This is a genomic window from Candidatus Thiodubiliella endoseptemdiera, assembly GCF_964212635.1.
In the GTDB taxonomy this organism is placed as follows: domain Bacteria; phylum Pseudomonadota; class Gammaproteobacteria; order PS1; family Pseudothioglobaceae; genus Thiodubiliella; species Thiodubiliella endoseptemdiera.
In genome coordinates this window covers 629818-642466 of record NZ_OZ156463.1, presented here as the reverse complement: position 1 = coordinate 642466, position 12649 = coordinate 629818, and the positions used below count along the sequence as shown (strand labels likewise).

Here is a 12649-nt window from a genome sequence, read left to right as displayed (position 1 = left end):
CACAAAAATAAAATGAATTATTAGAGACCTTTGCATAAATAGGGATGATTAGCAAAATGACAGATTTTATTAAATTGGAAATTTTTTAAATCCACTCCTAGCAGGGCTAAGGGTGTTTTTAAAAAGTTTGTAATTTGATGAAAGATGGCGTTTTGATGATTATTCATATTTATGCAAAGGTCTCTATTAATTACTAAGTTTAATCCCTGGTTCACTTACCTTTTTCCAGGCGTGTCCGTAAACTATTTCATAAGTAGCAGGTAGTTTGCCGTTGGTACGATAGGACTCATACATTTGAATCATCGATTGGAATTTATTTTTGCCTGTTAATGATTTAGAACGGGTGCTGACGGTTTGGGCACCAATGGCTTTTAGGTCTTTTAATAAATCGGTGACGGTTTGGTAAGTTAAAGTTAGAGTTTCCATTTCCATTACGGGGGATTGAAAGCTGTTTTGTAATAGTTGATCGCCGATATCGTGCATATCGGTGAAGGTGTTTACATGTGGGGTGTCATCGACTACCGACCAACTTTTTTTGAGTTCTTTAAGGGTGTCAGGTCCGAAAGTAGAGAATAGCAAAAGTCCATTATTTTTTAGCACTCTATGGCACTCTGAAAATAGTTGTTTGGTGTCGGGGCACCATTGTATCATCAGGTTGGAAGTTACAATATCTATGCTATTATCCGCCAAAGGCAAGTGATTGGCATCGGCACAAAGTTTGTGGGGTACAGGGTTATTTTTAAGAGATTCTTGGGCAAAATCCAAGCAAATCAGTTGTGAATTTTTAAAGCGTTTGAGTAAGTTTTGAGAGAGTAGGCCTGTGCCTGCACCCAAGTCTAAAATCACTTCGGTATTACCAGAGATAACTTCTAATTTTGAATCAAGACGCAGGGCAATTTCTTTTTGCAAAAAAGCATGTGTATCATATTCAGAAGATGCTTTGTTAAAGGCTGATCTTACTTCAGACACTGGACAATTTTATTGCTGATACTGTGCATCAATTCAAAATAATGATCACCTCCTTGCTGAATGTTAAATCCTATAATATCAATATTTTCTGAATTTATATTTAGACCTTCAGTGAGTGAATTAATGCGTTTTTTTGGTATTTCTACGGTAGCAAGTAAACATTTTGTTTGTGTTTTTTTCATTGTTTTTTTAGCTTTTAGCATTTTAAATATACTTAACTTTTCACCGTGATAGTTCGTAATATTGACTGATTTTTTTAATTGATTAATATTAGTAAAATAATCAAAAGTGTTGGAATAACTTGCAAGTACTTTGGACTTATAAGAGGATAGTTTTTGACTGATATCTTGTTTAAGGTTGTCCAAATTTTGGTTAAGTTTATTAAAATTAGTTGTATAATCCAAAGAGTTATCAGGGTCAATTTGAATCAATTTTTTAACTAATTTTTTGGCAAATATTTGCATATTATTAACATCCAACCAAAGGTGATAGTTGACTATTTCTTGATGTTCATCATGCCCATGCCCTTCGTTGTGAATAAGATGAATATTTTCTATATCACCAATAATCAATTTTTTATCAGTATCAACATTCTCCAAAACTTTTTTAAGTCCACTTTCGAAATAAGGATGAATAAAAATAACTAAATCTGCACGACTTAATAAAGATAATTGAGAAGGCTTTAAATAAGCATGTTCTATTAACTGATTAGTATTTAGTAATAATTTTGGCTCTGTTATTCCTTGAGTCAAACTACTAACAATAGAGTGAATGGGCTTGATACTAACTACAATATTTAGCACTGCAAAGGTATTTGCAGAAAACAACAGGATTATTACCGCTAAGAGTGAGCGAGAATTTATCATAATTTATGCAAAGGTCTCTAAATAAAGAAAACAATTATACTTGCTTAATTTTATTTTTGGCAAATAAAGATAGCACGCTTCGGTGCTGGCAAGCCTTCAATAGTCAGATTGCTATCATTTGGATCTAGGAAATCGGCAAGGGATTGTGTGTTGTCGCCAATCCAGTGGGTTGCTCGTTGTTCTTTCGGCGTGGTCTGGGTAACATCGGCTAATTTTATGTCTTGAAAGCCAGCAGACTCTAACCAACCGTGTAAAGTATCCGTTGACGGTAAACACCAGACATTACGCATTCTCGCATAACGGTCTTTAGGGATAATCTGCTCACCGTATTTTGCATCAATAATCAGAGTTTCTAAAATTAATTCACCGCCATTTGTCAAAACATTTTTGAGCTGTTGCAAGTGTAAAAGATGGTCTTTTTGATGATATAACACCCCCATTGAAAATACCGTATCAAATAAAGGTTCTGTTGGTATTTGTTCTAATTTTAGGGGTAAAACAAACGCATTTGGCGGGTTGTCCATTAAAGTGCGAAGTGCTTGGAATTGATAATTGAACAATAAAAAAGGCTCAATGCCTAAAGCAATTTTTGCCCCTGCCAATGCCATTAAATAAGTGAAATAGCCATTGCCAGAGCCAACATCTAAAACACTTTTACCTTTAAGCGATTGAATATGTGGCAACACTCTATCCCATTTCATATCGCCACGCCACTCACTATCAAGTTGTAAGCTCCCAATTTGATAAGGACCTTTACGCCACGGCATTAGAAGTTTTAACGATTGTTGCAAGGTATCAGTATCGCCATCTTTAGTGTGAATATGTAAATAGGGCACTTGATAATCAACCTTACCTTTTGAGTATTTTTTAATATCGTCAATAGCCGCTTCCCACTTGGGAATGTTGCCATTATTAACCGAAAATGCGTCTTTTGAAATATCCGCCAATTGTTCGCAAATAATTGACAACTTTGACTGCTGACATTGTTTTGTAAAATTATTAATCATAACGGGTTATACTAATATAAAATGCATTCTAAGTAAAATGCAATTTTAAATTATACGGAGAAATAAAATGATGAAAAATAGATTAACTTTTGTAGTAGCAATGACTTTAGCAATGGGCGTTATTGCTGGTGGCGACGACCGTGATATGGGTCCAATAGAATCATTAGAAGCAATGACACCGATGACACCAGTGGCACCAAGTTCAGAGGCTTCTGTTGGTAACCAACCTACAGAAACATTAAAACTCACCGTAGGTGGAAAGGCTGTTTCTGTTACTGCACACATTGTTTGTCAAGATAAGATTGGCTTAAAAGAAAGTAATATCACTATTTTTAGAAGAGCGCAAGCCGCAGGTAACTTATACAACACTGGTCCAATTGAAAATTCTGGCACAGAGTTTTCACCTGGGCGCTGGGATGCCTATTTTGAGTGCGTTGCAAGAAATGGTGGTTAATACTTTAATAAGTACAGAATAAAAAAGCCCTGCATTTGCAGGCTTTTTAATGTTTAAAAGTAAAATATTTAGATTTCAAGCAATGAATTTTCTTTCTCAGTTAATTTATCATCGATAGATTTAATATGTGAGTCCGTCATTTTTTGCACATTTTCTTCTGCTTTACGCGCATCATCTTCTGACACTTCTTTGTCCTTTAATAATTCCTTAAAATCAGAATTTGCATCACGACGAATATTGCGCACTGCAACTTTGGCTTGTTCAGCTTCATCTTTCACCACACGAACTAATTCACGACGACGCTCTTCTGTGAGCGGAGGTAATGGAATACGCATCACTTGTCCAACTGTTTGTGGATTGAGCCCAAGGTCAGAAGTCATAATGGCTTTTTCAATTATCGCAACCATCTCTTTTTCCCAGGGGGATACTTTGAGTGTGCGAGAATCTTCCGCAGAAATATTAGCCACTTGCGAAATCGGTACCATAGAGCCATAATAATCCACTTGAATTTGTTCAAGTAAAGAAGGGTGTGCACGCCCCGCTCTAATTTTACTAAAATTATTTTCTAATGAAGCAAGGCTTTTGCTCATTCGTTCATCAGCATCTTGTTGGATTTCGTTTAACATAATCAGTTTCCTATAATTGTGCCCGCAGGCTTACCATTTAATATATCAGATAATGTGTTGGTATTGCCAAGCATACTAAATACACAAATATCCAAACTGTGTTCGCGACATAATGCAAACGCCGCAGTATCCATAATTTGTAAGTTTTTCTCAATCGCTTCATCAAAATTTAATGATTCATAACGCGTTGCACTTGGGTCTTTGACAGGGTCAGCTGTATAAACACCATCCACTTTGGTGGCTTTAAACACCACATCGGCTTCAATCTCAATACCCCGCAACACCGCACCTGTATCAGTTGTAAAGCATGGACTACCTGTTCCTGCCGAGAAAATAACCACTTTACCTTCGCTTAATGCTTGTTTAGCCTTGTTATGGTCAACAGGGTCACAAACGCCACCACCAATTGGGAAACCTGACATAACCTGAGCATCAATGCCAGCGCGTCTGCATGCATCGCCAATTGCCAAAGCGTTAATAACCGTTGCCAACATTCCCATATGGTCGCCAGTCACACGGTTCATACCTGCTTCTGCAAGTGCTGCACCTCTAAAAATATTACCGCCACCGATGACAATACCCACTTCTACTTTTTGTTTAAGTGCTGATTTAATAATAGTAACCACTTGGCTTAGCGTGCCAGGATCTATAGTGTTATTGCCTTGGGCAAGTGCTTCACCACTCAGTTTTAATAAAATTCTTTTGTATTTACTCACAGTATTATTATGATTTGCTTTGAATAAAAGCATTTTACCGTTATAATTAACCCTTTGCTCAACATAATTTCAACACATATTTATGGAACAAATCAGCATCCGCGGCGCACGCGTTCACAACTTAAAGAATATCGATATTGATATCCCCAGAAATAAATTGGTGGTGATTACTGGCTTATCGGGTTCGGGCAAGTCATCATTGGCATTTGACACTATTTATGCCGAAGGACAACGCCGTTATGTGGAATCATTGTCGGCGTATGCACGGCAATTTTTGTCATTGATGGAAAAGCCAGATGTTGATCATATTGAAGGTTTGTCGCCAGCAATTTCTATCGAACAAAAAGCCACTTCACACAACCCTCGTTCAACCGTAGGTACGATTACTGAAATTTATGATTATTTAAGATTGTTATTTGCTCGTGCTGGTTTGCCAAAATGTCCAAAGCACGGGATTGATTTGGTATCGCAAACTATTTCACAAATGGTGGATAGCATTGTATCGTTGCCAGAAGGAAAAAAAATAATGATACTAGCCCCAGTGGTACAAAACCGCAAAGGCAGTCATATTAAAATGTTAGAAGAGTTGTCACATCAAGGATTTTTGCGTGCCAGAGTTGATGGCAAAGTGGTTTATTTAGAGGATATGCAAGAACTGGATGGCAAAACTCATCACACCATTGAGATTGTGATTGACCGCCTAAAAATCCGAGCAGATATCGCTTCGCGTTTATCCGAATCTCTGGAAACGGCACTTAATTTAAGTGCGGGTTTGGTGCGTATTGCGTCGATAGACGATACAGATTCAAACCAGCAAGAATTGGTTTTTTCAGCTAAGTTTTCTTGCACAAAATGTGGTTATTCTTTAACCGAACTTGAGCCAAGATTGTTCTCATTTAATAACCCTGTCGGCGCTTGCCAAAGTTGCGATGGTTTAGGTATTAAAGACATTTTTGATGAGAATAAAGTGGTCAGCAACCCAAGTGCAAGTCTTGCCGAAGGTGCGATTTATGGATGGGGTCGTTCGAATGCTTATTTTTATCAAATCTTATTTTTGCTCGGAGAACATTATGGTTTCAGTGTTGACACATCCTATGAAAAATTAAGCGACCAGCATAAAAAAATCGTCCTATATGGCAGTGGCAAAGACAAAATTAATTTTTCAAAAATAAAAGGCCGAAAAGGCTGGTCAAATACAGACAAACCTTTCGAAGGTGTAATTCCGAGAATGATGCGTCGTTATGAAGAAAGTGAAATCCGCTCGGTACGCGAAGAACTTTCCCGTTATGTCGTTAGCAAAAATTGTAGCAGTTGCAATGGCAGTCGTTTGAACGAATCTGCTAGAAATGTCTTTATTGGGGGTTGTAATTTATCCGACATCACGCAACTTTCAATTGTTAGCACATACGACTTTTTTACGCATTTAAAACTTGACGGCGTGCGAGGTGAAATTGCTGAGAAAATCTTAAAAGAAATCATTCAACGCCTAGAATTTTTACTCAATGTTGGATTAGAATACCTAAGTTTAGGCCGCCGTTCAGGCACTTTATCAGGAGGCGAAGCACAACGCATTCGCCTTGCCTCTCAGATTGGCGCAGGTTTGATGGGTGTCTTATATGTATTAGACGAACCATCAATTGGTTTACACCAGCGAGACAACCAGAAACTTCTAAATACTTTAATATATCTTCGTGATATTGGTAATACCGTGATTGTGGTTGAGCACGATGAAGATGCAATCAAACAAGCAGATTTCGTTATTGACATTGGACCAGGGGCAGGTATGCACGGGGGTGAAATTATTGCAGTCGGCACGCCACAACAAATTAGCGACAATCCTAACTCCATTACGGGTGATTATATTAGTGGTCGCCAAAGTATTAGCATACCAAAAAAGCGTAAAAAAGCAAAACAATGGTTGCGTATCAAAGGGGCAGACGGTAATAATCTAAACCAAGTTGATTTGTCCATTCCCGTGGGTGTGCTGACTTGTATTACTGGTGTTTCTGGCTCTGGAAAATCCACCTTAATTAATGACACACTTTACTTATTAGCCGCTAGAGATTTGAACCGTGCACAAACTACACCAGCATCTTATCAATCAATCACAGGGTTAAATTATTTTGACAAAGTGGTTAATATTGACCAAAGTCCAATTGGACGCACACCCCGTTCAAACTCAGCCACTTATACAGGTGTATTTTCACTCATTCGGGATTTATTTTCACAAACTTTAGAAGCCCGTTCTCGTGGCTATAAAGCAGGGCGTTTTAGTTTCAATGTCAAGGGCGGTCGTTGCGAAGCCTGTAAAGGTGATGGTTTAATCAAAGTAGAAATGCACTTTTTGGCAGATATTTATGTACCATGCGATGTTTGTAACAGCGACCGTTATAATCGTGAAACTTTGGAAATCACTTACAAAGGCAAAACCATTGCCGAAGTGTTAAATATGACTGTTGAAATTGCCGTTGAATTTTTTGAACCCATCCCAAAAATCAAACAAAAACTACAAACTTTAATGGATGTCGGCTTATCCTACATCACCCTCGGACAAAATGCCACAACTCTATCGGGCGGTGAAGCACAACGCATCAAACTCGCCAAAGAACTCTCAAAACTAGATACTGGAAACACCCTGTATATTTTAGACGAACCCACTACAGGCTTACACTTTCACGATATTAAGCAACTATTGTCAGTCATCAATCGTCTGCGTGACCGCAATAACACCATTATTATCATTGAACACAATCTTGATGTAATTAAAACTGCCGATTGGATTGTCGATTTAGGCCCTGAAGGCGGCGATAAAGGTGGACATATTATTGCCACTGGAACCCCTGAAGAAGTTGCAGAAGTTAAAGGTTCTTATACGGGGCAGTATTTAAAAGAGATGCTTTAAAATATAGTTTAAATATAAACTATATTGTAGTATAATGATAATTATATTATATATTTAAACTAAAGAATGATATTAAAAATAAGGATTTTTGATAAAACTATCGGCTATATGTCTCAAGAAGGGCCCACGCTGTTATTTGAATATGATGCAGATTTTTTAAATGGTAATATTGAAATATCTCCCTTTATGCTGCCCAAAGCATCTGGCGTGCATAGCTTTAATGACAGAAAAGATGATTGTTTTAAGGGGTTGCCGCATTTTATAGCAGATGCATTACCCGATAATTTTGGCAATATGATTACTAACGCAGCCTTTGCCAAAATAGGTAGGAGTGCTGACAGCATCACTATTTTAGAAAGATTGTCCTATCTCGGTAAAAGGGCAATTGGCGCCTTAGAATTTGAACCAGTCTTTACAAAATCTAGTAATAACAACGATATATTAGAATTGAGAGATTTAACAAACTCTATCAAAAGTGCAATCGCTGGCAAACCCTCTGAGGTGGAAGGCGTTTTAATTAGCATCTCTTCTGCCGCAGGTGGCGCTAGAGCCAAAGCAATCATTGGTTACGACAAAGTTAACAATATAATAGTCTCAGGACACAAGGATATTCCTGATGGATTTGAACATTATTTGATTAAATTTGACGGACTTTCTGAGAATGACCCTACGGGTTATAGTAATATCGAATATGCTTATTACTTAATGGCAATCGACTTAGGCATTAATATGACGGAATCTTTTTTGTTGACAAGTCAACTTAGCCAACATTTTATAACTAAGCGCTTTGACAGGGTTGATGGCAAAAAAATACATACACAAACACTTTGTAGCGTCATCGGTTCAGACTTCAATAAACCACAAACTTCAAATTATGCCGATTATTTTAATCTTGCCAACCTTTTTAATTTAGGTTACCCAGTAAAATTAGAAATGTTCAGAAGAATGGTTTTTAATGTCATCCTTGCAAATAGAGACGACCACACCAAAAACTTCTCCTTTCTAATTGATGAAAAAGGTAACTGGTCGTTAGCCCCTGCATACGATATTACCCATGCCTACAACAATACCAATCCTAATGCGTGGACCAGAGAGCACAATTTATTGATAAACGGCAAAGGCACTAAAATTACAAAAGAAGATTTGACAGCAGAAGCAAGCGCCCTGTTGCTAAAAAACAAAGAGATGGAAAGCATCATCAAAGATGCCCAAAAAGTTGCCAATAACTTTACTACTTATGCTAAAAAAGCAAAAATCAGTGCTGTTCATAAAAATAAAATAATAGAACATCTAAAAGAGGTGCAAATTTAATATGGAAAATACAACTCTAATTGGCGGAAAATTTATTACAATTGACCAAGCATTAAGAACTTTTGGCGAGCAATTAAAACATATTAGAAAACAACAAAAAACAACTCAAGCAGAATTATCAGAGCATTGTAATGTCAGCCTAACTGTTGTCAAAAGACTTGAATCTGGTAAGCCAGTTTCATCAATCAACCTAATGAAAATTTTAACTTCATTAGGTAAGCTTAATTTGCTGATTGACCTGTATAAAAAACCTGACACCTCGCCAGCAGAAACTTGGAAAGCCACAAATTCTTAAAGTTTACCTCAATCCTAAAGCTTTCTTAATTGCTTTTGGATAAAGCAGATGTTCTTGTGCTAAGACTTTTTTTGCTAACGATTCAGCAGTATCAATTGATTGAATGGGGACGGATTGTTGTAAGATGATTTCCCCTGAGTCTAATTCATTGGTAACAAAATGCACCGTAGCACCTGCGAATTTTTCGCCTGCGTCAATAGCACGCTGGTGGGTATTTAAGCCTTTGTATTTGGGCAATAGTGCTGGGTGGATGTTGAGTATTTTGCCTGCGAATGCGTTGATAAAATCGGTGGATAAAATACGCATAAATCCTGCTAATATCACTAATTCTGGGTTGATTGTGTTGATATGTTGTATCAGTTTTTGGTCAAAATCTTCACGAGTTTCAAATTGAGTATGGTCAATGAATTGAGTGGCAATGCCTGCTTTTTTGGCTCGTTCTAAGCCGAAAGCGTTGGCTTTATTGCTGATGACGCATTTAATATTGATGCCGATATCATTGGCATTATCGATAATGGATTGTAGATTTGAGCCTGAACCCGAAATCAAAACAACGATATTAGATAACGACTTGTTCACCGTTATTTTTGATGATTTCACCGATTAACCACGCTTTTTCGCCTTGTGCTTCTAAGTGTTTGATGGCATCTGCACTTTCCTCGGCACCGAGTATTAATATCATGCCAACACCGCAGTTAAATACACGATACATCTCTGTTAATTCAATGTTACCCGTGTTTTGTAAGAATTGAAAAATCTCGGGCAGTTCCCAAGAAGTGTTGTCTAATTTTGCAGCCAAATCGTCTGGCAAAACACGAGGAATATTTTCTAACAAGCCACCACCTGTAATATGCGAAATGGCGTGAACAGTATGCTGCTTTAATAAAGATAATACTGATTTCACATAAATTTTAGTCGGCTCAATCAGTTGTTGCAATTGGGCATCAGTCGGCTCTGTTCTTTCTAATACCTTACGAATTAACGAGTAGCCATTGGAATGTGGGCCTGATGAACCAAGGGCAATAATATGGTCACCATTTTTGACTTTGCTGCCGTCAATGACAGCTTCTTTTTCGGCAATACCAACACAAAAACCTGCCAAATCGTAATCCTCACCCGCATACATCCCTGGCATTTCAGCTGTTTCACCGCCAATCAACGCACAGCCAGATTGTTTACAGCCTTCGCCAATACCTGAAATCACTGAAACAGCAATATCAGTATTGAGTTTACCCGTCGCATAATAATCCAAGAAAAATAACGGCTCCGCCCCCTGAACAATTAAATCATTCACACACATTGCCACCAAATCAATGCCGATGGTATCGTGTTTGTTTAACATTTCTGCCACTTTAAGTTTGGTGCCAACGCCGTCAGTGCCTGAGATTAAAACAGGATTTTTGTATTTATTAATGGGTAATTCGAACATTGCACCAAAACCACCCAAACCTGCTAAAACCCCTTTTCTGGCAGTAGATTTTGCAATGGGTTTGATTTTTTCAATTAAGTCGTTACCTTTGTTGATGTCAACGCCAGCGTCTTGATAAGTCAATGATGACATAGGGTTTTTTCCGTATAATTAATTTATTTTTTAGTTGGATTAAAATGAATATCTCATCTCTGCCAAATGCACTGTCAATTTTACGCATTATTTTAACAGTTCCTGTGGTTTTATTTTTGTTAAATCACGAGTTCTCTTGGGCAATAATGTTGTTTTTCATCGCAGGCATTACTGATGCTTTAGATGGCTGGATTGCCAAGCGTTTTTCCTGTCAAACTAGGCTCGGATCTATCCTTGACCCTGCTGCTGACAAACTTTTATTAGTCAGTAGTTTTGTCACACTGCACATTATTGGGTTTTTGCCATTATGGCTATTAGCGTTTATTTTTATACGAGATTTGATGATTGTATCGGGTACAGTTGGTAGTTTTATGGGGGATAGTGAGTCTGAAAATATTTTACTTTCCCCTTCAAAACTATCAAAATTTAATACCACATTACAAATCACATTGGTCTTGTTTTTGGCGGCAACAGGCTTATATCCAAGTCTGTCTGAATGGCATACTATTTTATTTATCATTGTTGCAACTTCTACAGTATTGAGTGGTGCAGATTATATTTGGATTTGGATTGAAAAAGCTATTTTACAAGAGAAACAAAAATGAAGCAACTTGGCTTACCTATTTTACTAAATTCGAAAATGCGATTGAGTAATTTTATCGGAGATGAAAACAAACATATTTTGACTTTTATTAACACCCTGTTTACTAATAATAACTCTAATATTATGGTTATATCGGGTGGAAAATCCAGTGGTAAAACCCACCTTTTACAAGGCTGTACTTTTGCAGCAATGGACAAGCAACTCAACGCAGTTTATATTGATATCAAAGAAGAATTACCCGAAGGCTTTATTACAGATTTATCCGCAGTTGATTGGGTATGTATTGATAATATAGATAATTTAAATAACATACAGCAACAAGAGTTATTCGATTTATATAATCAAATCAAGCAAACTCAAACCAAACTTATCATCAGTGCAAACAATATAGCAAGTAAATTGGATTTGTTAAATGATTTAAAAACTAGATTATCTTTAGCGGTTAATTTCACCCTTGAAGTATTAACTGATGAGCAAAAAATTGTTATCCTACAAAGCAGAATGATAGATAAAAATATTCGTATTAATACCAAGATATACACCTATCTATTCAAACACTACTCAAGAGATTTGGGCGATTTACTTCACGCTATCAACCAATTAGACCAGGCCTCTCTACAGGAAAAAACTAGTATCACCATTCCTCTAATCAAACAAACACTAACCAATCTTAATTAACAAAAAAAGTAAACAAATAGAGACCTTTGCATAAATAGGGATGATTAGCAAAATGACAGATTTTATTAAATTGGAAATTTTTTAAATCCACTCCTAGCAGGGCTAAGGGTGTTTTTAAAAAGTTTGTAATTTGATGAAAGATGGCGTTTTGATGATTATTCATATTTATGCAAAGGTCTCCAAGTGTTGTTTTTATACTTTTTTATTAATCTAACAAAAAATTAACGATTTCTAAATTTAAATTTGGCGATTTTTGGCATTAGTTTTGAAAAAGGGATTTGTTTAAAATTGCCATATTCTTGTTTAATTATGCTGACTAACTCGGTAATATTGTTGATGTTGTCAGAGACAGAATAATTGACAATCTCTTGTAGAGCAAGTAGCCCTCCCATTTTGATTTTTGCTTGTTGCCCGACTGATAGATTGGATTGATAGTGTGATTGCAGGGCAAAATTACTGTTGATTCTTAGGTTTTGATATAACGAGGCACAGTCATTTGATGCTGATTTATTTAAACAAGCGCCAAATTCTTTTTCGGCAACACAGTCTTTTGCGGAAAATTCACAGCCACAGCGACCGCTTAAAATTAAATGGGAAAAAGGACAGGTATAGTGTTTGTTTGACATATAAAAACATTTTACACATTGAGACCTTTGCATA

16 protein-coding genes are annotated in these 12649 nt (G+C 36.9%); 6 read left to right on the top strand and 10 right to left on the bottom strand.

Annotated elements, in window-relative coordinates:
- Positions 1-20: 20 nt before the first annotated feature.
- From AB8525_RS03375 to cmoB, 4 genes are read right to left on the bottom strand one after another with little or no spacing between them, the layout of a single operon-like run.
- On the bottom strand, positions 21-167 hold the full coding sequence (locus AB8525_RS03375) for a hypothetical protein (protein ID WP_369149988.1): 147 nt from the start codon (positions 165-167) through the stop codon (positions 21-23).
- Between the two features lie 19 nt (positions 168-186).
- Positions 187-969 (bottom strand): malonyl-ACP O-methyltransferase BioC, encoded by a 783-nt coding sequence (bioC, locus tag AB8525_RS03370; protein ID WP_369178628.1) that lies wholly within the window; start codon positions 967-969, stop codon positions 187-189.
- Positions 957-1835, bottom strand: a complete 879-nt coding sequence (locus AB8525_RS03365) for a metal ABC transporter solute-binding protein, Zn/Mn family (RefSeq protein ID WP_369178626.1) — start codon at positions 1833-1835, stop codon at positions 957-959. Before AB8525_RS03365 ends, bioC begins: the two co-directional genes overlap by 13 nt.
- 50 nt (positions 1836-1885) lie before the next feature.
- Complete coding sequence (cmoB, locus tag AB8525_RS03360) at positions 1886-2842, bottom strand: tRNA 5-methoxyuridine(34)/uridine 5-oxyacetic acid(34) synthase CmoB (RefSeq protein WP_369178624.1); 957 nt, start codon at positions 2840-2842, stop codon at positions 1886-1888.
- Positions 2843-2909: 67 nt separating this feature from the next.
- On the opposite strand from cmoB, the gene AB8525_RS03355 reads away from it, so the two are divergent.
- The gene (locus tag AB8525_RS03355; protein ID WP_369178622.1) at positions 2910-3296 is read left to right on the top strand and encodes a hypothetical protein; all 387 of its coding nucleotides are present in this window, start codon (positions 2910-2912) and stop codon (positions 3294-3296) included.
- A 68-nt stretch (positions 3297-3364) separates the two neighbouring features.
- On the opposite strand, the gene frr is transcribed toward AB8525_RS03355, so the two are convergent.
- Entirely contained in the window at positions 3365-3922 is a 558-nt protein-coding gene (gene frr, locus AB8525_RS03350) for a ribosome recycling factor (protein WP_369178620.1), read from the bottom strand.
- 2 nt (positions 3923-3924) lie between these two features.
- The gene (pyrH, locus tag AB8525_RS03345; protein ID WP_369178618.1) at positions 3925-4638 is read right to left on the bottom strand and encodes a UMP kinase; all 714 of its coding nucleotides are present in this window, start codon (positions 4636-4638) and stop codon (positions 3925-3927) included.
- A gap of 82 nt (positions 4639-4720) precedes the next feature.
- Between pyrH and uvrA the strand changes: the two genes are divergently transcribed.
- From uvrA to AB8525_RS03330, 3 genes are all read left to right on the top strand, one after another.
- The gene (gene uvrA / locus AB8525_RS03340) at positions 4721-7540 is read left to right on the top strand and encodes an excinuclease ABC subunit UvrA (protein ID WP_369178616.1); all 2820 of its coding nucleotides are present in this window, start codon (positions 4721-4723) and stop codon (positions 7538-7540) included.
- Between the two features lie 66 nt (positions 7541-7606).
- Positions 7607-8851 (top strand): type II toxin-antitoxin system HipA family toxin, encoded by a 1245-nt coding sequence (locus AB8525_RS03335; protein ID WP_369152593.1) that lies wholly within the window; start codon positions 7607-7609, stop codon positions 8849-8851.
- 1 nt (position 8852) lies between these two features.
- Positions 8853-9146, top strand: a complete 294-nt coding sequence (locus AB8525_RS03330; protein WP_369152591.1) for a helix-turn-helix domain-containing protein — start codon at positions 8853-8855, stop codon at positions 9144-9146.
- 3 nt (positions 9147-9149) lie between these two features.
- Here AB8525_RS03330 and purN read toward each other — a convergent pair whose 3' ends face one another.
- Both purN and purM read right to left on the bottom strand, forming a co-directional pair.
- Positions 9150-9731, bottom strand: coding sequence for a phosphoribosylglycinamide formyltransferase (purN, locus tag AB8525_RS03325; RefSeq protein WP_369179000.1), 582 nt, complete (start codon positions 9729-9731; stop codon positions 9150-9152).
- Positions 9706-10707 (bottom strand): phosphoribosylformylglycinamidine cyclo-ligase, encoded by a 1002-nt coding sequence (purM, locus tag AB8525_RS03320; protein ID WP_369178614.1) that lies wholly within the window; start codon positions 10705-10707, stop codon positions 9706-9708. Before purM ends, purN begins: the two co-directional genes overlap by 26 nt.
- 44 nt (positions 10708-10751) lie before the next feature.
- Between purM and AB8525_RS03315 the strand changes: the two genes are divergently transcribed.
- Positions 10752-11312 (top strand): CDP-alcohol phosphatidyltransferase family protein, encoded by a 561-nt coding sequence (locus tag AB8525_RS03315; RefSeq protein WP_369152588.1) that lies wholly within the window; start codon positions 10752-10754, stop codon positions 11310-11312.
- A complete protein-coding gene (hda, locus tag AB8525_RS03310) occupies positions 11309-11989 on the top strand; it encodes a DnaA regulatory inactivator Hda (protein ID WP_369178612.1) in 681 nt (226 codons plus the stop codon). Before AB8525_RS03315 ends, hda begins: the two co-directional genes overlap by 4 nt.
- Here hda and AB8525_RS03305 read toward each other — a convergent pair.
- Entirely contained in the window at positions 11982-12152 is a 171-nt protein-coding gene (locus AB8525_RS03305; protein WP_369152585.1) for a hypothetical protein, read from the bottom strand. The two genes, hda and AB8525_RS03305, sit on opposite strands and share 8 nt — an antisense overlap.
- Before the next feature lie 58 nt (positions 12153-12210).
- Entirely contained in the window at positions 12211-12648 is a 438-nt protein-coding gene (locus AB8525_RS03300; protein ID WP_369152584.1) for a hypothetical protein, read from the bottom strand.
- Position 12649 lies beyond the last annotated feature (1 nt).

What these genes read in the sequence shown, in the direction of transcription:
- AB8525_RS03365 (WP_369178626.1), bottom strand. Translation starts at nt 1,835, where the DNA reads ATGATAAATTCTCGCTCACTCTTAGCGGTAATAATCCTGTTGTTTTCT.
- purM (WP_369178614.1), bottom strand. Translation starts at nt 10,707, where the DNA reads ATGTCATCATTGACTTATCAAGACGCTGGCGTTGACATCAACAAAGGT.
- cmoB (WP_369178624.1), bottom strand. Translation starts at nt 2,842, where the DNA reads ATGATTAATAATTTTACAAAACAATGTCAGCAGTCAAAGTTGTCAATT.
- AB8525_RS03300 (WP_369152584.1), bottom strand. Translation starts at nt 12,648, where the DNA reads ATGCAAAGGTCTCAATGTGTAAAATGTTTTTATATGTCAAACAAACAC.
- frr (WP_369178620.1), bottom strand. Translation starts at nt 3,922, where the DNA reads ATGTTAAACGAAATCCAACAAGATGCTGATGAACGAATGAGCAAAAGC.
- hda (WP_369178612.1), top strand. Translation starts at nt 11,309, where the DNA reads ATGAAGCAACTTGGCTTACCTATTTTACTAAATTCGAAAATGCGATTG.
- AB8525_RS03330 (WP_369152591.1), top strand. Translation starts at nt 8,853, where the DNA reads ATGGAAAATACAACTCTAATTGGCGGAAAATTTATTACAATTGACCAA.
- AB8525_RS03375 (WP_369149988.1), bottom strand. Translation starts at nt 167, where the DNA reads ATGAATAATCATCAAAACGCCATCTTTCATCAAATTACAAACTTTTTA.
- AB8525_RS03305 (WP_369152585.1), bottom strand. Translation starts at nt 12,152, where the DNA reads ATGAATAATCATCAAAACGCCATCTTTCATCAAATTACAAACTTTTTA.
- AB8525_RS03335 (WP_369152593.1), top strand. Translation starts at nt 7,607, where the DNA reads ATGATATTAAAAATAAGGATTTTTGATAAAACTATCGGCTATATGTCT.
- uvrA (WP_369178616.1), top strand. Translation starts at nt 4,721, where the DNA reads ATGGAACAAATCAGCATCCGCGGCGCACGCGTTCACAACTTAAAGAAT.
- AB8525_RS03315 (WP_369152588.1), top strand. Translation starts at nt 10,752, where the DNA reads ATGAATATCTCATCTCTGCCAAATGCACTGTCAATTTTACGCATTATT.
- AB8525_RS03355 (WP_369178622.1), top strand. Translation starts at nt 2,910, where the DNA reads ATGATGAAAAATAGATTAACTTTTGTAGTAGCAATGACTTTAGCAATG.